Source organism: Corynebacterium belfantii, from assembly GCF_041898185.1.
GTDB classification, from domain to species: Bacteria; Actinomycetota; Actinomycetes; order Mycobacteriales; family Mycobacteriaceae; genus Corynebacterium; species Corynebacterium belfantii.
In genome coordinates, this window is record NZ_CP157823.1 from 66,904 (window position 1) to 88,820 (window position 21,917).

22 protein-coding genes and 4 pseudogenes are annotated in these 21,917 nt (G+C 56.2%); 10 read left to right on the forward strand and 16 right to left on the reverse strand.

Features of this window, described 5'->3' with window-relative positions:
• Genes ABMV07_RS00355 through ABMV07_RS00375 form a run of 5 tightly spaced genes read right to left on the reverse strand, consistent with a single transcriptional unit; the run spans position 1 to position 2,949 of the window.
• On the reverse strand, positions 1–642 hold the full coding sequence (locus tag ABMV07_RS00355) for an ABC transporter permease (protein WP_010934012.1): 642 nt from the start codon (positions 640–642) through the stop codon (positions 1–3).
• The gene (locus ABMV07_RS00360; RefSeq protein WP_088267479.1) at positions 633–1,463 is read right to left on the reverse strand and encodes an ABC transporter ATP-binding protein; all 831 of its coding nucleotides are present in this window, start codon (positions 1,461–1,463) and stop codon (positions 633–635) included. Before ABMV07_RS00360 ends, ABMV07_RS00355 begins: the two co-directional genes overlap by 10 nt.
• 9 nt (positions 1,464–1,472) lie before the next feature.
• Positions 1,473–2,081, reverse strand: a complete 609-nt coding sequence (locus ABMV07_RS00365; protein ID WP_088267480.1) for an anti-sigma factor — start codon at positions 2,079–2,081, stop codon at positions 1,473–1,475.
• On the reverse strand, positions 2,078–2,638 hold the full coding sequence (locus ABMV07_RS00370) for a sigma-70 family RNA polymerase sigma factor (RefSeq protein ID WP_088267489.1): 561 nt from the start codon (positions 2,636–2,638) through the stop codon (positions 2,078–2,080). The genes ABMV07_RS00365 and ABMV07_RS00370 overlap by 4 nt, the downstream gene beginning before the upstream one ends.
• A 50-nt stretch (positions 2,639–2,688) precedes the next feature.
• Positions 2,689–2,949, reverse strand: a complete 261-nt coding sequence (locus ABMV07_RS00375) for a hypothetical protein (protein WP_197692833.1) — start codon at positions 2,947–2,949, stop codon at positions 2,689–2,691.
• A gap of 229 nt (positions 2,950–3,178) precedes the next feature.
• Between ABMV07_RS00375 and ABMV07_RS00380 the strand changes: the two genes are divergently transcribed.
• On the forward strand, positions 3,179–4,819 hold the full coding sequence (locus ABMV07_RS00380; RefSeq protein WP_088267482.1) for a cytochrome c biogenesis protein DipZ: 1,641 nt from the start codon (positions 3,179–3,181) through the stop codon (positions 4,817–4,819).
• Between the two features lie 65 nt (positions 4,820–4,884).
• Here ABMV07_RS00380 and ABMV07_RS00385 read toward each other — a convergent pair whose 3' ends face one another.
• The 4 genes from ABMV07_RS00385 to ABMV07_RS00400 all read right to left on the reverse strand — a co-directional run bounded on the left by ABMV07_RS00385 (position 4,885) and on the right by ABMV07_RS00400 (position 7,241).
• Positions 4,885–5,181 carry a TipAS antibiotic-recognition domain-containing protein gene (locus ABMV07_RS00385; RefSeq protein ID WP_234915092.1) on the reverse strand — a complete coding sequence of 99 codons (297 nt, stop codon included), beginning with the start codon at positions 5,179–5,181 and terminating at the stop codon, positions 4,885–4,887.
• Positions 5,168–5,653 carry a MerR family transcriptional regulator gene (locus ABMV07_RS00390; RefSeq protein ID WP_234914667.1) on the reverse strand — a complete coding sequence of 162 codons (486 nt, stop codon included), beginning with the start codon at positions 5,651–5,653 and terminating at the stop codon, positions 5,168–5,170. Before ABMV07_RS00390 ends, ABMV07_RS00385 begins: the two co-directional genes overlap by 14 nt.
• Before the next feature lie 63 nt (positions 5,654–5,716).
• Complete coding sequence (locus ABMV07_RS00395; RefSeq protein WP_196977487.1) at positions 5,717–5,884, reverse strand: antitoxin; 168 nt, start codon at positions 5,882–5,884, stop codon at positions 5,717–5,719.
• A gap of 10 nt (positions 5,885–5,894) precedes the next feature.
• Entirely contained in the window at positions 5,895–7,241 is a 1,347-nt protein-coding gene (locus tag ABMV07_RS00400; protein WP_196977488.1) for a M20/M25/M40 family metallo-hydrolase, read from the reverse strand.
• A gap of 77 nt (positions 7,242–7,318) precedes the next feature.
• Between ABMV07_RS00400 and bioB the strand changes: the two genes are divergently transcribed.
• Both bioB and ABMV07_RS00410 read left to right on the forward strand, forming a co-directional pair.
• Positions 7,319–8,314, forward strand: a complete 996-nt coding sequence (gene bioB / locus ABMV07_RS00405; RefSeq protein ID WP_014309011.1) for a biotin synthase BioB — start codon at positions 7,319–7,321, stop codon at positions 8,312–8,314.
• Entirely contained in the window at positions 8,314–8,574 is a 261-nt protein-coding gene (locus ABMV07_RS00410; RefSeq protein ID WP_196981341.1) for a hypothetical protein, read from the forward strand. The genes bioB and ABMV07_RS00410 overlap by 1 nt, the downstream gene beginning before the upstream one ends.
• A 256-nt stretch (positions 8,575–8,830) precedes the next feature.
• Here ABMV07_RS00410 and ABMV07_RS00415 read toward each other — a convergent pair whose 3' ends face one another.
• From ABMV07_RS00415 to ABMV07_RS00435, 5 genes and pseudogenes are all read right to left on the reverse strand, one after another.
• On the reverse strand, positions 8,831–9,142 hold the full coding sequence (locus ABMV07_RS00415) for a hypothetical protein (protein WP_088267487.1): 312 nt from the start codon (positions 9,140–9,142) through the stop codon (positions 8,831–8,833).
• Positions 9,143–9,184: 42 nt separating this feature from the next.
• Positions 9,185–9,806 (reverse strand): annotated as a pseudogene (locus tag ABMV07_RS00420) (transposase); the annotation flags it as partial.
• Between the two features lie 187 nt (positions 9,807–9,993).
• Positions 9,994–11,343 (reverse strand): IS256-like element IS1132 family transposase, encoded by a 1,350-nt coding sequence (locus tag ABMV07_RS00425; RefSeq protein WP_374063848.1) that lies wholly within the window; start codon positions 11,341–11,343, stop codon positions 9,994–9,996.
• 54 nt (positions 11,344–11,397) lie between these two features.
• Positions 11,398–12,162, reverse strand: a pseudogene (locus tag ABMV07_RS00430) (IS3 family transposase); the annotation flags it as partial.
• Complete coding sequence (locus ABMV07_RS00435; RefSeq protein ID WP_374064473.1) at positions 12,150–12,470, reverse strand: transposase; 321 nt, start codon at positions 12,468–12,470, stop codon at positions 12,150–12,152. The gene ABMV07_RS00435 and the pseudogene ABMV07_RS00430, both read right to left, overlap by 13 nt.
• A gap of 689 nt (positions 12,471–13,159) precedes the next feature.
• On the opposite strand from ABMV07_RS00435, the gene ABMV07_RS00440 reads away from it, so the two are divergent.
• The 7 genes and pseudogenes from ABMV07_RS00440 to ABMV07_RS00470 all read left to right on the forward strand — a co-directional run bounded on the left by ABMV07_RS00440 (position 13,160) and on the right by ABMV07_RS00470 (position 19,783).
• A complete protein-coding gene (locus tag ABMV07_RS00440) occupies positions 13,160–14,344 on the forward strand; it encodes an ABC transporter substrate-binding protein (RefSeq protein ID WP_197690324.1) in 1,185 nt (394 codons plus the stop codon).
• The gene (locus tag ABMV07_RS00445; protein ID WP_088267315.1) at positions 14,345–15,388 is read left to right on the forward strand and encodes an iron ABC transporter permease; all 1,044 of its coding nucleotides are present in this window, start codon (positions 14,345–14,347) and stop codon (positions 15,386–15,388) included.
• A 1-nt stretch (position 15,389) separates the two neighbouring features.
• A complete protein-coding gene (locus ABMV07_RS00450) occupies positions 15,390–16,148 on the forward strand; it encodes an ABC transporter ATP-binding protein (RefSeq protein ID WP_088267316.1) in 759 nt (252 codons plus the stop codon).
• A gap of 86 nt (positions 16,149–16,234) precedes the next feature.
• The gene (locus ABMV07_RS00455) at positions 16,235–17,698 is read left to right on the forward strand and encodes a hypothetical protein (RefSeq protein ID WP_374064786.1); all 1,464 of its coding nucleotides are present in this window, start codon (positions 16,235–16,237) and stop codon (positions 17,696–17,698) included.
• 17 nt (positions 17,699–17,715) lie between these two features.
• Positions 17,716–18,125 (forward strand): annotated as a pseudogene (locus tag ABMV07_RS00460) (iron chaperone).
• A gap of 14 nt (positions 18,126–18,139) precedes the next feature.
• Positions 18,140–19,341: pseudogene (locus tag ABMV07_RS00465) on the forward strand (cryptochrome/photolyase family protein).
• Between the two features lie 22 nt (positions 19,342–19,363).
• Complete coding sequence (locus ABMV07_RS00470) at positions 19,364–19,783, forward strand: DUF2871 domain-containing protein (RefSeq protein WP_088267318.1); 420 nt, start codon at positions 19,364–19,366, stop codon at positions 19,781–19,783.
• Here the strand turns inward: ABMV07_RS00470 and ABMV07_RS00475 are convergent.
• Positions 19,770–20,837, reverse strand: a complete 1,068-nt coding sequence (locus ABMV07_RS00475; RefSeq protein WP_088267319.1) for an inositol-3-phosphate synthase — start codon at positions 20,835–20,837, stop codon at positions 19,770–19,772. The genes ABMV07_RS00470 and ABMV07_RS00475 overlap by 14 nt on opposite strands.
• A gap of 244 nt (positions 20,838–21,081) precedes the next feature.
• Complete coding sequence (locus ABMV07_RS00480; RefSeq protein ID WP_088267320.1) at positions 21,082–21,840, reverse strand: VIT family protein; 759 nt, start codon at positions 21,838–21,840, stop codon at positions 21,082–21,084.
• Positions 21,841–21,917: the final 77 nt, after the last annotated feature.

Here is a 21,917-nt window from a genome sequence, read left to right on the forward strand (position 1 = left end):
TTACCGTGCCTTTCCTGGGCGAGTCCATGGGGTGCAAAGGCGTTGCAGAATGAGGCAAGCGACGTCGAAAAGCACGGCGAGGAGTACAACGGCCACGATACCCACCACTACCTCGGCGGTGATGTTGCGTTGAAAACCGTCGGTAAACAGGCTGCCTAAGCTGGATACACCAATCAGCGCGCCGATGGTGACAAGCCCGACGGTGGAAACACACAGCACGCGCAAGCCAGAAATCAGTACGGGGATTGCCAGCGGCATATCTACCTTCCATGCGATTTGGCTCGGGCTCATACCTTGGGCCACCGCGGCGGTGCGGACTTCCTCCGGTACCGAGCGAAACGCGTCGGTGGCGGTGCGCACGATCAAAGCAATGCCGTACACGCACAGCGCAATGATCACATTGATCTGCGAGCGCAGCGGCACAGCCACGATAAAAGGCACGATGACCAGCATGGGAAGCGCTGGGATCGTATAGGCTAACGACGTCACCTGCACCACCGTGTTGCCCACCCGCGGATGGCGTGCGGCAAACAGTCCCACAGGAACTGCCACCAGCACGCTGATCACGATGGCGGGAACGCTGAGCAGCACGTGCGCTCGCAGTAGATCCAGCACTTCTGGCCAGGCATGCATTAGCCACATGTGGCACCATCGCCTAGGGTTCCAAGCGGCCTGCCGAAGGTGTCAACGACTACGGTGTGGCCGTCGATAAGTTCGGTGTGCAGGCTGCGATTTTCCTGGTCAGAGCCCAAGAAGGATGCGACGAAGTCGTTGGCGGGGTGGGCGAAAATGTGGGCGGGGGAGCCCTGTTGGGCAATCTTGCCGCCCTTTTCTAACACCACGATGTGGTCGCCTACGCAGAAGGCCTCGTCGATGTCGTGGGTGACCATGACCACCGTTTTATGCAGGCGGGATTGCAAGTTGATGAGTTGTTTTTGCAACGAGCGTCGCACGATGGGATCCACTGCGCCGAAGGGCTCGTCCATGAGCAAGATGTCGGGGTCGGAGGCCAGCGCCCGCGCCACACCGACGCGTTGTTGCTGGCCGCCGGAGAGCTCGCCAGGGTAGCGGTTGGCTAACGACGCATCCAAGTCGACGTCGGCAAGCGCTTTTTTGACACGCCGCTCAATTTCAGCCTTGGGCTCCTTGTTGAGCGTGGGAACCAAGGCAATGTTTTGAATCACGGTGCGGTGCGGCAACAGCCCAGCGCTTTGAATCACATAGCCGATGGAACGTCGTAACTGCACCGGATCCGTCTCAGCGACATCCTTACCGCGCACAATCACACGGCCCTCGGTGGGCTCGACCATGCGATTAATCATGCGCAACAGCGTGGTCTTACCGCTTCCCGACGACCCCACCAACACCGTCGTCTTGCCCTTTGGGATAAACAGGCTGAAATCGGCCACGGCTTTCTCACCACGCTTGCCATAGCGCTTACTCACCGACTCAAACTCGATCATGATGCCACGTTACACTACGACCTCGGCAAGTACCTTTCCTCGCGGAGAAGTACTACCAGCCATAGGCTCCTCAGTAATCATCACCTTGTGGGTATCCCCCGGCAACGGCATCCACACATCCGTGTGTTCCTCCGGGCCAATAACACCAGCCGACTCCATCGAACCATCCGTCTTAACCGCCCACACCTGGGCGCCCATACCGTGCCCAACCGCAGGAGCACCATCAACCATGGCACCACCAGAATCCATCGACTGCGACACCACAATATCCAATGTGGCACCCATCGCCGAGGCATCCGCTTGGCGTACATCAGAGGCGGCCAAAATGCTATCCATCTGAGCATGTGGGTCCGCAGCCTGCCACGGCTGATACACCGCTGTCACCACACCAGCAAGCAACACTACCGACGCAGCCATCGACGCAAATATCAGCCCTGGGCGGCGGCGTTGCAACGGCGTAACCGTAGCCAACTGCTCCTGTTCCGGCTGTGCTGGCTGCTCCTGTGGGGTAGCTGCGATGGCATCCATAACGCTGAGCTTCAATGCCGATGGTGGTGTCAGCGGAACAGGGGAAACGTTGAGAGCATCTTCTATATCTTGGGGGAAGTTGTTACTCATCGTGCTGCTCCCGTCGCAGATAAATGGGGGTGAACAATCTGGCGTAGTTTTTTCAAGCCGTCGCGTAGCCGTGTTTTCGCTGTTCCTAACGGAACACCCGTGGCCTCTGCAATCTCGCTATGAGTAAGACCTTGAAAATACGACAACATAATGGCCGTCCGGTGTGGCTCGCCAATGGAATCGACAAGCGCACGAACCTGCTGCGACTCCAAAGACTCCACCGCCTCCTCCTCAGCGGCACACCATGTGGTGGCGCTATGGAGAAAATCAGTGGTATCGCGCTTTTTCGAAGCAATATCAGAACGAACGCGATCAATAGCCCGCGACCGAGCTAACCGCAAAATCCACGACCGTGCCGAACCACGGGAGGCGTCGAAACTCGGCGCAGTGCGCCACACCTCGACAAAAACCTCCTGGGTTACTTCCTCTGCCTGCGCACGATCATGAATCACCTGAGTGCTCAGGCCTAAAACATAGGGCGCGAGCTGGTCATAAAGCTGCGCGAAAGTCGCTTGGTCACCAGAAGCAACCGCGACGAGCAAATCATCGAGATCCATGACCAATAACTCTACAGCGGTCACACCGCATACAGCGACCAGCGAAAAATCTACTTTTGCATTGCGTCAGACTCGTGGGTCATCTTGTCGTGCTCCATTTTGTCGTGGGTCATTTTGTCATGATCCATCTTTCCGTCCATCTTGTCGGACTCCATCATCTTGTCGGATTCAGGTGTCATCTTCTCGGAGCTCATCTGGGTGCTTGTCTCGGAGGTCATCTTCTCCGAGGCACCGTCATCACCGCAGGCTGCAAGGCCGAATGCGCCGGCTGCGAACATCATGGTCAGGGCTGCTTTGGTGGTCATACGCATGAGTGAATACTCCTTATGTTTCACGATTACTTGCTTACTTGAAGGCTGACACCAGAGGTGTTCCCTGTGTGTCTCATAGGGGTATTCGGAGCCCCGATGGGAAACGGATTGCGATTGGGCGAAAAAAGTTTTTCGCATTGCGAGCAATCTATAGCGGTGGGTGGCTCCGTATCAACTCACAGCAACGTTGAAAACCTAACCACCACTGCGATGAGGGAGTACGTAACAGATGTTTGAATTGGCCACAATTGGATTAATCGGTGGCATTGTCACCGGTATATCCCCATGTATCTTGCCGGTTTTGCCGGTGGTTCTCGCCGTGTCGGTGGGCCGCAGACCAACCCATGTGGTCGCTGGCCTAGCGCTCAGCTTTGCCACCATTACGCTGCTGGGCACTGTGATTTTAAGTTCTTTGGGTCTACCTAAAGACGTATTGCGTTGGACGGGTATCGGACTGCTGGTGATCGTCGGTTTGAGCATGATGATCCCTAAGCTGGGTGAGCTGGTCGAGGAACCTTTTAGTCGCATTCCGCGTCCAACTTTCTTGCAGCAAAAGGCCCGCGACAAGGGTGGCTTTATGATCGGCCTGGCCCTAGGTGCAGTGTATGTTCCCTGCGCAGGTCCTATTCTGGCTGCTATTACCGTCGCCGGCGCAACGGGTGACATCGGCTGGCCAACGGTTGTGCTCACCGTGGCATTTGCCGTAGGTGCGAGCCTTCCGCTGCTGGTGTTTGCGCTGGCGGGTAACAAGATGGGTGAGAAGATCGACGCGATCCGTAAGCACATGAAGCTTGTTGGTGCGGTTATTTTGGCGCTGGCGTTGGCTATGGCGTTGAACATTCCTGAGCGTGTGCAGCGTGCGATCCCCGACTGGACTGCTGGTGTGCAAAAGCAGATTAGTGAAAATGACACGGTTCGTGGTGCTTTGAGTTCCGGTGGTGGCTCCTTGGCTGCGTGCCGCGACGCCGACCCATCGATGCTGCATGACTGCGGTGAGGCACCGGAGTTTGAGGGTCTGACCGGCTGGTTTAACACGGATAAGCCTGTGTCTACGCACAGTGGCCAGGTAACGCTTGTGGACTTTTGGGCCTACGCGTGCATCAACTGCCAGCGTGCGGGCGAGCACATCACCAAGCTTTACGACGCCTACCGCGATGCTGGTTTGCAAGTCGTAGGTGTACACGCCCCCGAGTATGGCTTCGAGCACGAACTCGCCAATGTGAAAGATGCTGCCAAGCGCGAAGGTATTAACTACCCAGTGGCCCAAGACAACGACTTTGTCACTTGGAAGAAGTACAACAATCGCTACTGGCCAGCTCGTTACCTGATTGACGCTCAGGGCAACGTGCGTCACATCCACGAAGGTGAGGGTGCGTACAAGGAAACTGAACAACTGGTGCGCGAACTCCTGCGTGAAGCAAACCCCCAAGTATCGCTGCCGGAGCCAGTAGAAAAGGGCGTCGAAAAGCATGACGCGCAACTCACTCAGCGTCGCAACCCCGAAACCTACCTCGGCTACGAGCGTGCCCGCTACTTCACCAACAGCAACTACGGCCCAGGTGAACGCACCCTCGAATTCAACGCACCAAAGGTCGGGCAATACACCCTCAGCGGAACCTGGGAGATTGCCTCCGACCACATCAACCCTGTTAAAGACGCTGCACTGGCCGTGAACATTCACGCAGCAACCGTGCAAACAGTTGTCTCTGGCACCGGAACCCTCGAAGTGACCTACCCCGATGGCCACACCAAGGAATTTAAGGTGGCCGACGGCACCGTCAACGTGGTGGAACAAGACGAGCCTCTCGACGGAATCGTCACCGTGAAGCCATCTCAAGGCGTGAGCTTCTACTCGCTGACCTTCGGCTAAGCCGCATATGAAATCGGCCAAGTGGGTTGGGCACAATGTTGCTGTCCAACCCACTTGGCCGATTTTTATTGGGTGTGACTTTGGGCGTTGCTCTGAATAGTCTTCTCCAACCAAACCGCCAAGCCCTTCGCGTACTTGTCATAATGCGCGGTAAAGCGCGGATCGGCAGTGCAGCCCCGAGCAATCAGCACATGCTTGCTGTGTGAAATCGGAAACCATTGCGATAAACATGCGCGGTGTTCCTCAGCGAGTGCATGAGCCTCTGGGGAATCAGGGGCCATACCCGATTCGAAAGCTTGGGCAAGGCGTTGGTCTAGCTTGTGTATGACCATCTGCCGAGCAGCAAAGTCATCTTTGCTCATCTGCGCTGAGCGCTGTTGGGAGATTGCCCCAGTCTTCGGTGTCGCCCCAACGCTTCTCGGCTTCCTTCTCCCACTTGCTCCATTCGCGGCCAAGAACCTTTGCGGTGTGGTCTGCAGAGAGCGGTTCGTTGTGGTTCATGGTGTCCTCCAAAAGTTGATGTACAGATTCGATCATGGAAGTCACACGATGTTTCCGCTGTTGCAGAAGCTCCAGCTGGCGTTGGAGATGGTCCGCGGGAGAGCTGTTTCCTTCGATCATGTCGCGGATAGTTTTGAGCGGCATGCCGGTTTCGCGATAGAGCAAGACCTGATAAATCTGGGCAACATCCTCCTCGTTGTAGAGGCGGTAATCGGCCCAACTGCGCCATTGGGGACTGACTAATCCGATGTCATCCCAATGGTGAAGAGTACGCACGCTTACACCGACGAGGCCTGATACTTCACCAACGGTGCGAAGATTGTGTTCTTCCATGGGAGTTACCATTCACCCTGACGCGGTGTGAGGGTCAAGTGGGCCGATTTTTATTCGATTCGACTACTGCTCGTCGATCTTCTTCTTTACGGCTTCTTGTACTTGGTCTACCTTGTCGGCGTACTTGCCTTCGGTTTTGGAGTCGATAAAGTCGCCGGCCTTATTCACGGCCTCCTTGGCCTTGTCGGAGTTGTTGTTGATCAGGTCTTTAGCTTTGTTGAGAATATCCATGCAGGCCAGTCTACAGAAATTTCTCTACTAGCTGCTGGTATCCGGCAACAGTGAGGCGGAGATCTTCGAGGTGGAGGTACTCGTCATGGGAGTGGAGCTGGCCGTGAACATGCCCTAGGGTGCGTTTGGGTGCATGGACTGCAAACCCGTAGCCGTTTCCGCCCATTCGCCGTGCAAAGCGCAGGTCAGAGCCGCCGGGTGCGATCATGGGGATCACGGTGGTGTCGGGGAAAGAGTCGTGGAGGACTTCTGCTAGCGTGCGGTAGAGCGGGGTGTCGGTGGGAGAGATGGTGGCGGGTTCGCAGATGAGGTGTTCGATGGTGACATGGGGTGCGAGATCACCGAGGGCCTGGGTAAGAAGGTCGTCCACGTATGCGTCGTCGTGTCCTGGGAGAGTACGGATGTCCATGTCGAGCCAGGCGTGGCTCGGCAGGACGTTGATGGCTTGACCTGCGCGTAGCACGGTTTGGGCGATGGTGAGATGGGAGATGGCGTGGCCGAAGGCTGCGAGGTCGCCGAGGTGTTCGTAGCCGGTACCGTCTCGCAGGGCGGCGGTAGTAGTGGGGTCGAAGCGGAAGGCGTCGACAAAGCCGTGCCAGATGTCGTCGGTGCTCACCTCGGTCTCAAAGGCGGCGATCCGGCGGGCTACTTCGCTGATCGTGGCGATGGCGCTGTCTTTGTTATAAGGAGCGGAGCCGTGGCCAGCGTCGCCATAGACGTGGAGGCGACGCTGGGCAGCACCTTTTTCACCGACGTAGATGATGGTGGAGTCGGAGCCGTTGCAGCCTGGGATGTGGGATCCACCGGTTTCAGAGATGCAGTTCTTCCAGCTCAACGCGTCGGGGTGGTGTTGGGCTAGCCAAGCTGCGCCGAGGCCACCGCGGGCTTCTTCGTCGGCAAGCGCTGCGAAGTAGAGGGTGCCGGCGTTGCCACCGGTGCGGGCAACGTGGCGGGTGACGGCGGCCATGGTGGCAGTAATAAAAAGCATGTCGACGCTGCCGCGACCGTAGAGTTTGCCATCGATGATAGTGGCGTCGAAAGGCGGGACGCTCCAATGTTGCGTATCGACGGGCACCACATCGGTGTGGCCTAGGAAGGTGAGGGGTTCGGCGGTAGGGTCGCTTCCGGCGACGGTGACAACGAGACTGACGCGCCCTGGGTGGGGTTCGAAGCGTTGGATGTTGACGGGACTTCCTGCGAAGAACTCTTCTAAGGTGGCCGCATTGCGTTCCTCGTGGCCGGAGTCCGGTGTGAGGTCGTTGACGCAGGCGTTGCGGATGAGTTGGGTGAGCAGGGCGAGGGTGTCGTCGTAAAGCATCATGTGCACCACTTTAAGGACAATGGGGGTGATTGACATCCAAGATTAAACACCGTTCAATGATTATCGCTAGGATTTTTGGATATCTACCAATTGCCACAACATGGGAGCATCACGTGACTGACATTCTAGAACTCGCCCGCACCAAAGTGCTCAACAACGGCGAAGGCCTGAACAAAGAAGAAGTCCTCCAAGTACTACAACTCGACGAAGCACGCATCCCAGAGCTGCTCGAACTCGCCCACGAAGTACGCCTCAAATGGTGTGGCGAAGAAGTTGAAGTAGAAGGAATCATCTCCCTTAAAACCGGCGGCTGCCCAGAAGACTGCCACTTCTGCTCCCAATCCGGACTCTTCGAATCCCCCGTGCGCTCCGCATGGCTCGACATCGCCGGCCTTGTAGAAGCAGCAAAGCAAACCCAAAAATCCGGTGCCACCGAATTCTGCATTGTGGCAGCCGTCAAGGGCCCCGACGAGCGCCTGATGAGCCAGCTCGAAGAAGCCGTCGCCGCCATCAAATCGGAAGTCGACATCGAAGTTGCAGCCTCCATCGGCATCCTCACCCAAGAACAAGTCGACCGCCTCAAAGCTGCCGGCGTACACCGCTACAATCACAACCTAGAAACCGCACGCTCCTACTTCCCCAACGTAGTGACCACTCACTCCTGGGAATCCCGCCGCGAAACCCTACGCATGGTCGGCGAAGCCGGAATGGAAGTCTGCTCCGGTGGCATCATCGGCATGGGTGAAACCCTAGAACAACGCGCCGAATTCGCCTGCGACCTTGCAGAACTCAACCCCACCGAAGTTCCCATGAACTTCCTCGACCCACGCCCAGGTACCCCATTCGCCGACTACGAAGTCCTCGACACCGCAGATGCTTTGCGCGCAATCGGAGCATTCCGACTCGCACTGCCTAAGACCATCCTGCGCTTCGCCGGCGGCCGCGAACTCACCCTCGGCGACCTTGGAACCGAACAAGGCCTACTCGGCGGTATTAATGCCGTGATCGTGGGCAACTACCTGACCACCCTCGGCCGCCCCATGGAACAAGACCTCGATATGCTTGGCAAACTCCGCCTGCCTATCAAAGCCCTGAACGCGAGCGTCTAATGGCCACACGTGCACAATCCACAGAGCTCCTCGAAGCCCTCCTCGCTGACGAAGCACCCCGCTTTCACCCCAACACCGGCCAAGAGCTTGTCGACGACATCGAGATCATGCTCTCCCCATCAGCCCGCGCCGGGCTCGAAGCACCCCGCTTTTGCCAGATCTGTGGACGCCGCATGGTTGTGCAGGTCCGCCCCGATGGCTGGGAGGCCACCTGCTCTCGTCATGGCAGCGTAGATTCCGCTTACTTGGGTAGGCGCTAGAGTTTCTAGAGATTCATGGCTTGATGGGGCTTAACTGAAGAGCGATGCAGTAACTCTAGCCGCCTGTGCTTCGGTGGTGGGCATGATAAAAGAAAATAAAATGGGAATACTTTGGCAAATATTCCCATTTCATGCTCCCTTATAAAAGGCAAAAAGAGAATCGCTAAAGGCGCCCTTATAGTTCTCTCCTCGGAGGGTTGGGGAGACCTATAAGGGCGCTTTATGGCGTATACTGAACGGATGTAGTTTCGACATATTATTTCAGAATATTACTTAATTTAGTGAGCTGCCTTTGAGAAAAAAGAGCTTGGAGTGTTGCCTTAGCTTGAGCATGATATGCTTCTGCTTCCTCGAACCGGCCAGCTGACCTGAGCTCGTACGCAGTATCTACAATCCAGTTGTAGTAGTCGCACATGTGACTTTGATCTTTACCGAACTCTTGCATACACCATGCGTGATCGTGTCGTTCTGGTGAAAAAGTGGTGGCCTGTGCCGAACCAACGGTGGCGAGGCTACCGGCTAGCATGGTGGTGCCTGCGATGGTGACGCCTACTTTTCGAATGTGCAAAATGGTACTCTCCTTATTGAGTAGTTATGGGCCTTTCCGGTTTTAGAGTGCGTTGATTTTGTCTTGTAGTTGTCCGGAGTGGATTAGGCACCGCAAGATGTAGTGGTTGAGGTTTTTAAATCCTAGGGCGATGCCGCGTAGGTGTTCGAGTCTGCCGTTGATTGCCTCGACAGGGCCGTTGGATGCACCGATATCGAAGTAGGCAAGCACATCTTTGCGTCTTCGCCACAGGGTGCGTCCCAGTTGGGCGAGCTCTTCTAAACTTTTCGGTAATCCTTTATGCAGGGTGTGGATGATGCGTTCCATGAGCTTTTTGCCTTCCGTTTTCTTCGGATGCGCGTACGCTGCGATCATGTCTTGGTAGAGCAGCCATGTTACTTCTAGGGCCACGTAGTCGTCATCGGTGGCCCACAACATTTCTAAGTGTTGTTTTTGTTGCTGGGTGAGATAGTTCGTCCTGGTCAACAGGGTGCGCCGGTGCTTGTACAGTGGGTCATCTTTGCGTCCGCGACACCCGGTGGTCTCGCGTTGGAGTCTTTGTCGGCAACTGGTGAGTTTGTCGGCTGCTAGATGCACTACATGGAAAGGGGTCTATGACTTTGTTTGCTTGTGGTAGTTGTTCCTCGACTGCGGTGGTATAACCGGTAAACCCATCCATGGTCACCGCCGGGTCTGCTGAGGGTTTGGTTGACAGTTTTCCTTCTGATTTTTAGGCCGCAAGGGATGCGGCTGGTTCCATGATTGTTTCGTATTCGATTGGTGTCAATTTACCCAGTGCTCGTTGCCGTCTTTTCCTGTGATATGTCCGTTCAATCGAGAGTGTCCGATTGTTTGTGTGCGGGGGGCTTGGTTTACAAGTAGTCCGCGAATCGGTCGGGGTAAGCCACGGCTAGTTGGTTGATGGCTTGTTTCCACCCGGTGGCTTTCGCTCCTTCAATATAGCCGTTGCATTCGATGGCGCGCTTGGCTTTCTTCGCTCGCTGGGCAGCGCGCTTGTCCTCGATGTTGCAGATCATCAGCCACAGCGTTTTCAGCGCCGCGGTATCGTTCGGGAACTGGCCGCGGTTGCGGGTGGCTTTCCGCAGCTCAGCATTCAGCGATTCGATCGAATTCGTGGTGTAGAGTACCCGCCGTGCCGCAGGCGGGAACTGCAAAAATGGCACAAACCGGTCCCAGGCGTCGCGCCAGACTTTGACCGATTGCGGGTATTTACGGCCCAGTTCACTGGCCTCGAATGCGTCCAGGGCGGCGCGGGCGGTGTCCTCGGTCGGTGCGGTGTAGACCTCCCGTAGCGCACTTGATACGGGTTTGCGGTCTTGGTAGGACACCCACCTGTTGGCCGCCCGGATCAGGTGCACGATACAGGTCTGCACCATGGAATTCGGCCAGGTTGCCTCCACGGCTTCCGGCAGGCCTTTGAGCCCGTCGCAGCAGACGATGAACACGTCTTGGACCCCACGGTTGGCAAGGTCAGCGCACACGGATGCCCAAAAACTGGCGCCTTCATTGTCTGCGATCCACAATCCCAGGATGTGCTTGATGCCGTCCATGTCGACGCCTACCGCCATGTAGCAAGACTTGTTGACCACGCGGTGGCCATCGCGGATCTTCACTCGCAGCGCGTCGAGGAAGATCACTGGGTAGAACTCGTCGAGCTGGCGGTTTTGCCAGATCATGACCTCTTCTAACACCGCGTCGGTAATGGTGCTGATCGTATCTGGGCTCATATCCACCCCGAGGGTGGTGGCGAGGTGGTGGCAAATATCGCGCACGGTCATCCCACCGGCGTACAGGGAGATGATCATGTCATCAAGCTCCGTCAGACGGCGGGTGCCTTTAGGCAGCATCCGCGGCGTAAACGTGCCAGCTCGATCCCGGGGCATAGTCACATCAAAGGTGCCGTAGCCAGAGTTGACGGTTTTGGTGTACGACCCGTTGCGGTGATTGCCACCATCCGGGGTGCCCAGCTGGGCTTTCGCCGTACGATCAGAGTGCGCGTATCCTAGATGCGCGTCCATTTCAGCCTGCAGACCAGCGTTGATCGATGCCTGCAAAAGACCTTTGACCAGGTCGCTGGCATCATCGGTGGAAGTCGACAACTCGCCGATCAGTTCGGCGATTTCCGGATTTTCCATCAGCTTAGCGCTGATCTCGTTGACCCTGTTCGGGTCATGACCTTTCCTCGGTGACACGGTAGTCATTATCAGTGAAACTCCTTCTGGATCAGAGCCTCACACACAAAACACCTGACACCCTCGTTCAATCCAGTGAGTGATCGCGGCAGATAGTTCACGGCGCCTGTTCCAAAAGCCACGATCAAGAACGTTCTTTTGTACAAGAGCGAAGAAAGATTCCATCGCAGCGTTATCCCCACACGCTCCAACTCTGCCCATAGATCCCTTCGCGCCGTAAGATTTCAGCGCGGCACGGAATTTTCTAGAACGAAATTGCGAGCCACGATCAGAGTGAATGATTACGCCATGGGGATTGCCTCGTTTCCTCATCGCATCATCGAGCGCCGCCACCACGAGGCGTGATTTCATCCGCCCACCGGTCGCATAGCCCACGATTCTTCGCGAGCACAGGTCTTTGATCGCACACAGATACAGCTTGCCCTCTTTGGTCCAATGCTCCGTAATATCTGTAACCCACGCAACGTTGAGCGCATCAGCGTGGAAGTGACGCTGTAACAGGTCATCATGTACTGGAGCACCCGACTTCTTCCCACGCGACTTACGCCTAGCGATCACCGAGAACACCTGAGCATGAGAACACAAACGCCATACTCGACGCTCAGAAATCTCTATCCCTTGATCATGGAGCTCGTCTGCTATCAGGCGGTAACCAAATTCAGGATCGTCACTGTGAATCTGGCGAATCTTGTCTATAAGTTCTACTTCTTGGGCTTGCCTGTCCGAAACTGGCTTAGCAGCCCATTTATAAAACGCTTGGCGGGAAAACCCCAGTACCCGAGCCGCTACCGTCAAGGTCGCCTTACCTGCCTTGATCAGCTTTTCCACGGTCGGGAAGACCCTTTTGGGCGAATCACCTCTTGAGACAGGTACGCCGCCGCTGCACGTAGCACTTCGTTTTCCATCTCCAACTCGCGAATCCGTTTCAAAGCCTGGCGCATCTCTTTAGCCACTACCGGATCAGCACACGGTTGCATCCCCTGAGCCTGCAACCTCGCATCAGTAATCCATTTTTGCAACGAGGAACGCGAGATCCCCAAATCAGCACACACCTGACGGCGAGCAACCCCAGACTCCACCAACGCCACGGCATCAGCTTTGAACTGCTCTGAATACAACTTCGACATAATCAACATCCTTCCCTGACCCGCCCCAGCGAAACAAGCTAGACGTCAACCAAACCCTCAGCAGACCCCACCGCCATCGGGTAGTGCCTTTGCTGGTTGTTCCATTGCGTTTGGTATCGCCGCCGCAGTGGCAGCGTGGTCGATTCTTTGGCATTGGGTCACCACACCACCGCCTATTACCACAGGTTGGCTGCCACACCGTGGTTTTCGCGTCTGGAGCCTAGATATATGCCCAGAAAGCATATATTTTTTCGAGAACCTACAGGTCAGGCCTTAGAAATCCCGGATCCCAGACACAATTTCTGACCCTTACCACTAGTGGATGTAACCTGCAAAGATAATGTCACGTCTTTGAGACAACTGCTCTAATTCTCTCGTGATCTCAGGGGTGATGGTGGTGCTGTTGAAGCAAAAGGTGCCGTCAACATCAAAAACAATGGGACATAGCTGCATGTGTGTGGGGCTAGCAAAGTGCACCTTGTGATTGTGGTTTGTATCGCACTTTATTATTTTTTATGAGATTAAACCTCTCAAAATTGGTGAAGGGTTTGTGGTCATAGTGAGGTGAGCTGCGGATTTATGCCTTTTGGTCGGAAAATATATCAACCGGATGATGGATTGAGATTTCCTCTGCCAGACCTAATTTATCTATAGTAAGCCTTGCCTCACATTTGATTCTCAAGGTAAAGGAAAAACTTGTGCGCTTATCCAGAAAAATTACAGTAGTAGCGCTTTCTATTGCTGTCACTGGTATGACCCTCACCGCATGTGGAAACTCTTCCGATAGTGCTGGATCTTCGTCAACTACTCAGGGGGCGGCACTAACCATCACTGATGTTGCTGGTCGAACAGTTGAATTTGATAAACAACCAGAGCGTGTGTTGCTCGGTGAAGGCCGGGCCATGTTTGCGGCGTCCATCTTGGACAAGGAAAATCCAGGCGAGCACATTGTGGCCCTCGGTGAGGATCTGCACCAAGGTGCACCGAGCTTTGAGAAGAAACTTTTTGAGGCTCACCCAGAGATTAAGGACATCCCAGTTATCGGACATATCGCCAAGGGCAATGTGTCTGTGGAAAACCTACTGGCCTTCACTCCAGACGTTGTGGTGATGACCCTCGATCACAAGAAGGCAGCCGAGCAAAACGGCTTCCTTGCCAAGATGGATCAGGCTGGAATGAAGTACGTGTTCACCGACTTCCGCCAGAAGCCACTGGAAAACACCACCAAGTCGGTGGAGGTTTTGGGTGCTGTTCTTGGCGAGGAGGACAAGGCAAAGGAATTCAACGAGTTCTACACCAAGAAGCGTGACCACATCATCGCGCGTGCGGAGAAGCTGGAAAACAAGCCACGCACCCTGCTGTGGCGTGCTGCTGGTCTGAAAGACTGCTGCTCTACGGTGAAAAACTCCAACCTTGGCGACTTGGTTAACGCTGCTGGTGGCGTGAACATTGGTGATACCTTGCTCGATACCGAGTCCGGCGACCTGACTGCTGAGAAAGTTATTGCTGAGCAGCCAGAAAAGATCATCGCAACCGGTGGTGCTTGGGCGAAAAACCCCAAGAAGCCTGAGGTTCTTCCTCACGTTGAGCTGGGCTACACCGCTACCGATGAGGTAGCAGAGCGCACCCTTGAAGGTCTGCTCAAGACCCCTGGTTTTGGCACCCTAGAAGCTCCTAAGAAGGGTGACCTGCACGCAGTATTCCACCAGTTCTACGACTCCCCATACAACATCTTCGCTCTTGAGCAGTTCGCACAGTGGCTGCAGCCAGAGGAGTTCAAGGATCTGGACGCTGTGAAGGACTTCCAGGAGTTCCACAAGAAGTGGATGCCATTTGAGTTCTCGGGCGTGTTCTTTGTAACCGACAAGGTTGAAGCTAAGTAAATGAGCAACGTAGTCGAGCAGTATCACAAGCGCTCACGACGCAAACTCTTAGCGATTGTGATTCTCACAGTGTTGGCCATCGCGGCATTCGTGGTGGCCACTGTGGTGGGGCCGGTGAACCTCACACCGGCCACCATGCTGAAGGGCATTATTCAGCCCAATAGTGTTGATGCCACAACACGAACAGTGTTGTGGGATTTGCGTTTGCCGGCGTCGGTTATGGCTGTGTTGATTGGCGCTGCGCTGTCGCTTGCTGGTGCCCATATGCAGACCATTTTGGACAATCCGTTGGCGGAGCCGTTTACGCTGGGCATTTCGGCGGCGGCGGCTTTCGGTGGCGCGGCGTCGATTGTTTTGGGCTGGGTGCTTATTCCGCATGCGCAGTTTAATTTGGCTGCGGTGGCGTGGGCGTCGTCGTTAGTTGCTGTGGTGATTGTGGCTGGTGCTGCCGTATGGCGTGGTGCTGGCGCGGAATCGATGATTTTGCTGGGTATTGCGCTGGTGTTTTTGTTCCAGGCGTTGTTGTCGTTAATGCAGTATCGTGCCACGACTGAGGCGTTGCAACAGATCGTCTTTTGGACGATGGGTTCGCTGCAGCGTGCAACGTGGACAGCGAATGCGATCATTGCGGTGATGTTGGCGATCGCGATTCCTTATACGGTACTCAACGCGTGGCGTTTGACGGCGCTTCGGCTTGGCGACGCTCGCGCGGCCGCCTTGGGTGTTAACGTCACTAGGCTGCGTGTGGTCACCCTTGTGGTGGCGTCGTTGTTGGCGGCCAGTGCGGTAGCGTTTGCCGGCATCATCGGCTTTATCGGTCTGGTTGGCCCGCACGTGGCTCGCATCTTGGTAGGCGAGGAGCAACGATTCTTCGCACCAGCTTCGATGGCAGCCGGTGCATTCCTGCTGGCTATGGCCCATGCGGTGTCTATTACGCTGATCCCCGGTGTGGCGCTTCCTATCGGCATTATTACTGCGCTGGTGGGTGTTCCATTCTTTGTGATCTTGGTATTTACTCGCCGCCGCGCAATGTGGGGGTCTTAGTATGAGCTTGAGTATTTCTGACTTGCAAGTTTCCTACGGTCGTGGCCCGCGCGCTCACCATATTTTGAATGGTGTGAGCTTTGGTCCGGTGCCACTGGGAACGGTGACGGGCTTGTTGGGGCCCAATGCTGCTGGTAAATCCACGTTGATTAAGGCAATTGCTGGTTTGAAGGCCACCTCGGGTGGCACACGTACCATCATGAGTAAGGGCGCGGAGGTGCCGCATCATGAGTTGCGCAACGTGGTGGGCTATGTGCCGCAGGATTTGTTGACTAGTGCGTCGTTGACGGCGTTCGAGTCGATTTTGGTGTCCGCGCGTAAGGGCTACGATCCGCTGTTGAGCTCTGGGGCGGTGATGGAGCGTTTGGGCATTACTGCGCTGGCAGATCGCTACGTTTCGGAGTTGTCGGGTGGTCAGCGTCAGCTGGTGGCTGTGGCGCAGATGCTGGTGCGTCAGCCGGAGGTTTTGCTTCTCGACGAGCCCACGTCGGCTCTTGACCTGCGCCATCAGGTGGAGTTGCTCAAGTTACTGCGTGCTGAGGTGACCTCGCGGGAGTGCCTCGCTGTGGTGGCGTTGCATGATCTGAACCTAGCGGCACGGTATTGCGATCATTTGGTGGTGCTCAGTGGCGGCCATGTGATTGCTGAGGGTGCACCGACGCAGGTGCTTACTTCTGACCTGTTGGAGCAGGTCTACGGGCTGCGTGCTCGTGTTCTTGATGACGCCGGAGTGCCGGTGGTCTGTCCCGTGGAGGATTAGGTCTTTCACTTCGTAGGCCGGCGGGAGTTGCTAGGTTGGGGTGCCTGAACCCCCGCTGTAACTACCACATCCCTAGGAGGGATTTGATGCGATTTCCTAAGCCTGCCCTTGTTCTCGCCATTGCGGCGGGTATGACGCTTTCTGCCTGCGGTTCTGATTCTGCGACAAAAGACATCAGAGTTGCGGGCAGTGAGCTGTCATTAGATAAAACAGTGCTGGTTGCGGATTCTTCTGGGGTGGAGGTTTCGCAAGCGTTTTTCCCTGATGCCGACAAAGTAGATTCAGTTGTGGTGGCAGGTGGCACCGCGCAGCACCGCTGGGAGGGAGCACAAGAGGCCATTAAGCGCGGGATCCCGTTGCTTGTCGACGACTCCTCTAATACCGAGGCCATCAATGCCGAAATCGAACGGCTTGGGGTAAAAGATGTGGTTCGCATTGGAGATCCGGTAGCCGACGCCCAGCAAGTGGCCCCTGTACCACCGGCACCGGATCATCCGACCGATACCAGCATGGCACGCCAGATCACTGAGTTTTCTGCGGAACACGGTCACCTTGATGGTGGGGCAGTGGTGTTGGTGTCGCAGGCGACGTCGGCAGCAAGTGTTGCTACCGCCAAAGCCTCCGGCGCCACCGTGGAATACCTCTCTTCAGGTGACCCACGTGAATCCGCTACTTTGCAAAAAGATGCCCACGCCAAGGTGCTGGGCTTAGGGCCGAGCTTTAGCAATCAAGAGCGCTTCCACCGGGCGGTAGATATGCTGCAGGGCCCAGAAGTCCCAGGTGGCGGGCATTTGATTTTCCCTGAACATCGCCTCGTCGCTTTGTATGGTCACCCCTCTGGCGGTGCACTCGGTGTGATGGGCGAACAACCTGCTCCGGAGGCAGTGGCCAAGGTAAAAGAGCTCACCGATCACTACGCTGGCATCGATCCGCAGACCACCACCGTGCCTGCTTTTGAAATTATTGCCACCGTAGCCAGCGCGGATCCCGGCCCAGACGGCAACTACTCCAACGAGGGCAATATTGAGGAGTTGGGTCCGTGGGTAGACGAGATCGGTAAAGCGGGCGGGTATGCGGTCCTTGATCTGCAGCCAGGCAGCGTGAACTTCTTTGACCAAGCCAAGCAGTTCGAGGAGCTGCTCAAGCTTCCGCACGTGGGGCTTGCTCTTGACCCCGAGTGGCGGATCAACCCAGGTGAAAAGCCCATGGAGCGGGTGGGAAGTGTTGAGGCCGCTGAGATTAATAGCACGGCTGAGTGGCTTGCTGGCCTCGTGCGCGATAACAACCTGCCGCAAAAGCCCTTTGTGGTGCACCAGTTCCAGTGGCGTGAGCAGCTTAATACCACCGCCCCTGAGTTGGCATGGATTCTGCACGCTGACGGTCATGGTCCGGCGCGCGATAAGTTTGCTACCTGGGAGATGGTGCAGCAGGATCTGCAGGTGGAGTTCACTATGGCGTGGAAGAACTTTGTTGATGAGGACACCCCGATGTTTACCCCAGAGCAAACAATGGATATTTATCCTCGCCCAGGGTTTATCTCCTATCAATGACGGTATTGTGGTGGGCTATGGCTACTCGTATTGCTGGATCAGGCGAGCCGATCATCGAGTTCTTCGCTGATTGGCTCGACGGGATTTCTAATCCCACTAACCGTGCCACTGCCGAGCGGATTCTGGCGTGGGGTGTATGAAGAATTCCCTGATCTGGGCTACCGTTTTGCGTGGAAGCAACCCATGTTTACTCACCACGGTACGTTCATTATTGGGTTTAGCCCAGCGACCAATCACATTTCTTTTGCCCCTGAATGCGCAGGGCATTGTGAAATGGGAGCCGCAGTTGAAACAACGGGGGTTGTCTTACGGGAAGATGATGGCGCGGTTGCCGTGGGACCAGCCGATTCCTTTCGGTCTGCTGCGCGATGTGATCGCCTTTAACATCGACGATAAACGCGATGTGACAAGCTTCTGGCGCAAGTAACACAGGAGGATATGATGGCTCGCCCAGTGGTGGTGTGGTTCCGTGACGATTTACGCGTCCACGACAATCCAGCTCTTATGAAGGCATGGGAGCTTGTTCGTGCCAACCCTGCGGACTTGCATGCGGTCTACATTGTCAACGAGGTGGGGTTCGCCCCCTTGGTGGGGCAGTCAAGTGGTGGCTGCACCACAGCCTGCTGGCATTGTCTGAGCAGCTGGCGCAGCGTGGTGTGCGCTTGCATGTGCTCTCCGGCGACCCACTGACGCTGTTGTCACAGCTAGTGACTTCCTGCGGTGCTACAGCGGTGACGATGAATCGTCGCTATGATCCCGCAGCACGCAGTATCGATGGCGCCTTCGCCACCGCTGCTCGCGCCCACGGTGTGGAGGTCTACGACTTCCCTTGCCATCTGCTGACAGAACCAGGGGAGATCACCACTACAACCGGTGGCAGCTACAAAGTGTTTACTCCCTTTTCTCGTAACCTTCGCGACGCCATCGGTGACCTGCCCTTAGATACCCTTGCGGCACCACCCAAGTCCGCACAGCCCATAGATGATACGGAAACCTAGGCTGCGATTGCGGACTTAGGCTGGGACGCATGGTGGGCTGCGTCGATAAGCAAGGCGTGGACCCCAGGTGAACCCGCCGCCCGCGAAGCCCTCGCCGAGCTCGACGATATCCTCCCGCGCTACCTAGAAGACCGCGACCGCCTCGACGCACACCCCGATATGGCGACCGCCAACATCCGCCCCGAATTTGACCGCTTCCCTTGGGACGGCGGCGACTTCGAAGCCGAACTGAACGCTTGGTGCCATGGCCGCACCGGCATTGCGCTTGTCGACGCCGACATGCGCGAACTATGGGCCACCGGAACCATGCACAACCGAGTGCGCATGGTCGCCGTATCCCTGCTGGTTAAAAACCTAGGAATCCATTGGCGGCACGGCGAGCAATGGTTCTGGGACACCCTCGTTGATGCCGACCCAGCGGCCAACCCCTTCAACTGGCAATGGGTAGCCGGCAGTGGTGACGACGCCGCCCCCTACTTCCGCATCTTCAACCCCGATACCCAAGCGCGCCGTTTCGACCCCGACGGCACCTACCGCAACCGCTGGCTGCCCATTATGAGCGCGGACTACCCCGAAGAGGCGATCGTAGACCTTAAAGAATCCCGACTTCGAGCTCTCGACGCCTATAACGCTTGTAAACGCTGAGCAATCAGATAGGTTAAGGGGTATGAGAAAACTGTATTATGCCTCGTTAACCTACCTTATTCTTGGTCTTTTATCTGGGGTCTTCTACCGTGAATGGACCAAGGTGTTCAACGCCGTGGACCGCTCCCAACTCAACACCTTGCACACCCACCTCCTCGTGCTAGGAACCTTCTTCTTCCTCATCGTATTGGTGCTAGATAAGGTGTTTCACCTCTCTGGCCAAAAGAAATTCCAGCAGTGGTTCATCTTCCACAACGTAGCCCTAGCATGGACCACCCTCGCCATGCTAGCCAACGGCATCGTAGCTACCAGCGGCGGCATGTGGGGCCCAGCCCAATCGGGTATCGCTGGCTTGGGCCACATCCTACTCACCGGCGGTTTCATCTGGTTCTTCAGCATGCTCAACACCGCCATCAAGCGCAGCGAAGCTAACCAGAAATAAACTGCTCCAGCTCCGCACGGGCAGCATCGTCGCGCATCTGACGCGGCGGGGACTTCATCAAATACGCAGCCGCTGGATATACTGGCCCACCGATACCGCGATCCTTGGCGATCTTCGCCGCACGCAGGGCGTCGATAATAATGCCCGCAGAATTCGGCGAATCCCACACCTCCAGCTTGTACTCCAGATTCAACGGCACATCACCAAACGCAGTGCCTTCCAAACGCACATACGCCCACTTGCGGTCATCCAACCAGCCCACATAATCCGATGGGCCAATATGCACATCCCGAGCCGCGATCTCCTGATCCAAGTTCGACGTCACAGCCTGCGTCTTAGAGATCTTCTTTGACTCTAAACGCTCCCGCTCCAACATGTTCTTAAAGTCCATGTTGCCGCCCACATTCAGCTGCATCGTGCGATCCAAGTGCACACCACGATCCTCAAACAACTTAGCCAAAACGCGGTGCGTGATCGTGGCACCAACCTGCGATTTAATATCATCGCCCACAATCGGCACCCCCGCCTCTTCGAACTTGGCGGCCCACTGCGGATCAGAAGCAATAAACACCGGCAGCGCATTCACAAACGCCACGTTGGCGTCGATGGCACACTGCGCATAAAACTTATCCGCCTCCTCCGAGCCAACCGGAAGATACGACACGAGGACGTCGACACGCTCATCCTTGAGTACCTGCACCACATCCACCGCCTGAGCAGGGGACTCCTCAACGGTTGCGCGATAGTACTTGCCCAAACCATCAAGAGTAGGGCCTCGCTGCACCGTCACACCCGTCTCCGGCACATCGCAAATACGGATCGTGCAGTTCTCTGAGGCATTAATCGCCTCCGACAGATCCAGCCCCACCTTCGCGCGATCCACATCAAACGCGGCAACAAACTCAATATCGCCTACGTGATACTCCCCAAACTGCACGTGCATAAGGCCTGGCACCTGCTGGTCAGGGGACGCATCCTTGTAATACTCCACGCCCTGTACCAGCGACGACGCACAGTTGCCCACACCGGCAATGGCAACACGAATAGCAGACACAAATACTCCCTTGGCTTTGATAACAATCGAACTTAAGTTTCACGACGTACCTACTACGGGGGAGGCCCGCGGGTGGGTGCTGCCGTGGATCTCGGCCACTATACCGCCGGTGTGGAGTGTTAAAACCACTGGTTAATCGGTTAAGTAAATCGGTACAGATGGATCATACAGCTATGAAAGGGCGAGAAAATTGCTCCTAAAAATACCAAAAGCCTCCCCACTTTGAGGGGGAGGCTAAGGGGTGCTAGACCACCGCACCGAAGGCATAACCGGCACCGAATGTTAGCGCCAAGCCGAGAATGCCACCGATGGTCAGGCGCAGTACCGACTTCACAGGCGAGGTGTCGCCGATACGCGCTGAGATGTAACCGGTAATAGCCAAGGCCAGCAAGGTGACGGCCGTTACGGCAATCGCGCCAGATACGCGGGAGAGATCTGGGATCAAGAAGACCGTGAGCAGCGGTAGCAGTGCGCCGAGCAGGAAGGATGCCGCCGAGGATACCGCTGCATGAAGCGGGCTGGTGAGGTCATGGGGATCAATGCCGTACTCGATTTGCAGGTGGGCACGGAAGGGATCGTTGCGACCAATCTCAATGGCGGCGCGATATGCAGTGGCAGTGCTCATGCCGTAGTTTTCAAGGATCCCAGCGATTTCTGCGCGCTCTTTACCTGGAGTGTGTAGGAGCTCGTTGTATTCCTGCTCCATGACCTTGTGCTCGTTGTCGCGCTGGGCAGACACGGACACGAACTCGCCTAGCGCCATGGATACGGCACCGGCGATGGTGGCTGTCACACCAGAAAGCAGCACCGTGGAGGTACTGGCATTGGTGGCGATCACGCCAAGTAGCAGGGCGGAGCTGGACACGATGCCGTCGTTAGCTCCGAGGATGCCGGCGCGCAGCCAGTTCAGCTTGGAGTTGAGCCCCGATGCTGCCACTGGATCTAGGGCTTGGCCCGTGGAGGAGAGGGTCCCCGGCAATGGTAGGAAGTTCTTTTGCGTCATCGTTGCCTGCCTTGGTCTTATGGTGCGACTCGGTGTCGCTTGGGCTTCATTGTGCTGCTATTTTCAGTAGCGGGCAA

Bases quoted from the DNA above. Each gene is read 5' to 3' on its own strand.
- ABMV07_RS00355 (WP_010934012.1), bottom strand. From the start codon at position 642: ATGTGGCTAATGCATGCCTGGCCAGAAGTGCTGGATCTACTGCGAGCG.
- ABMV07_RS00360 (WP_088267479.1), bottom strand. From the start codon at position 1,463: ATGATCGAGTTTGAGTCGGTGAGTAAGCGCTATGGCAAGCGTGGTGAG.
- ABMV07_RS00365 (WP_088267480.1), bottom strand. From the start codon at position 2,081: ATGAGTAACAACTTCCCCCAAGATATAGAAGATGCTCTCAACGTTTCC.
- ABMV07_RS00370 (WP_088267489.1), bottom strand. From the start codon at position 2,638: ATGGATCTCGATGATTTGCTCGTCGCGGTTGCTTCTGGTGACCAAGCG.
- ABMV07_RS00375 (WP_197692833.1), bottom strand. From the start codon at position 2,949: ATGCGTATGACCACCAAAGCAGCCCTGACCATGATGTTCGCAGCCGGC.
- ABMV07_RS00380 (WP_088267482.1), top strand. From the start codon at position 3,179: ATGTTTGAATTGGCCACAATTGGATTAATCGGTGGCATTGTCACCGGT.
- ABMV07_RS00385 (WP_234915092.1), bottom strand. From the start codon at position 5,181: ATGAGCAAAGATGACTTTGCTGCTCGGCAGATGGTCATACACAAGCTA.
- ABMV07_RS00390 (WP_234914667.1), bottom strand. From the start codon at position 5,653: ATGGAAGAACACAATCTTCGCACCGTTGGTGAAGTATCAGGCCTCGTC.
- ABMV07_RS00395 (WP_196977487.1), bottom strand. From the start codon at position 5,884: ATGGATATTCTCAACAAAGCTAAAGACCTGATCAACAACAACTCCGAC.
- ABMV07_RS00400 (WP_196977488.1), bottom strand. From the start codon at position 7,241: ATGTCAATCACCCCCATTGTCCTTAAAGTGGTGCACATGATGCTTTAC.
- ABMV07_RS00410 (WP_196981341.1), top strand. From the start codon at position 8,314: ATGGCCACACGTGCACAATCCACAGAGCTCCTCGAAGCCCTCCTCGCT.
- ABMV07_RS00425 (WP_374063848.1), bottom strand. From the start codon at position 11,343: ATGACTACCGTGTCACCGAGGAAAGGTCATGACCCGAACAGGGTCAAC.
- ABMV07_RS00435 (WP_374064473.1), bottom strand. From the start codon at position 12,470: ATGTTGATTATGTCGAAGTTGTATTCAGAGCAGTTCAAAGCTGATGCC.
- ABMV07_RS00445 (WP_088267315.1), top strand. From the start codon at position 14,345: ATGAGCAACGTAGTCGAGCAGTATCACAAGCGCTCACGACGCAAACTC.
- ABMV07_RS00450 (WP_088267316.1), top strand. From the start codon at position 15,390: ATGAGCTTGAGTATTTCTGACTTGCAAGTTTCCTACGGTCGTGGCCCG.
- ABMV07_RS00455 (WP_374064786.1), top strand. From the start codon at position 16,235: ATGCGATTTCCTAAGCCTGCCCTTGTTCTCGCCATTGCGGCGGGTATG.
- ABMV07_RS00470 (WP_088267318.1), top strand. From the start codon at position 19,364: ATGAGAAAACTGTATTATGCCTCGTTAACCTACCTTATTCTTGGTCTT.
- ABMV07_RS00480 (WP_088267320.1), bottom strand. From the start codon at position 21,840: ATGACGCAAAAGAACTTCCTACCATTGCCGGGGACCCTCTCCTCCACG.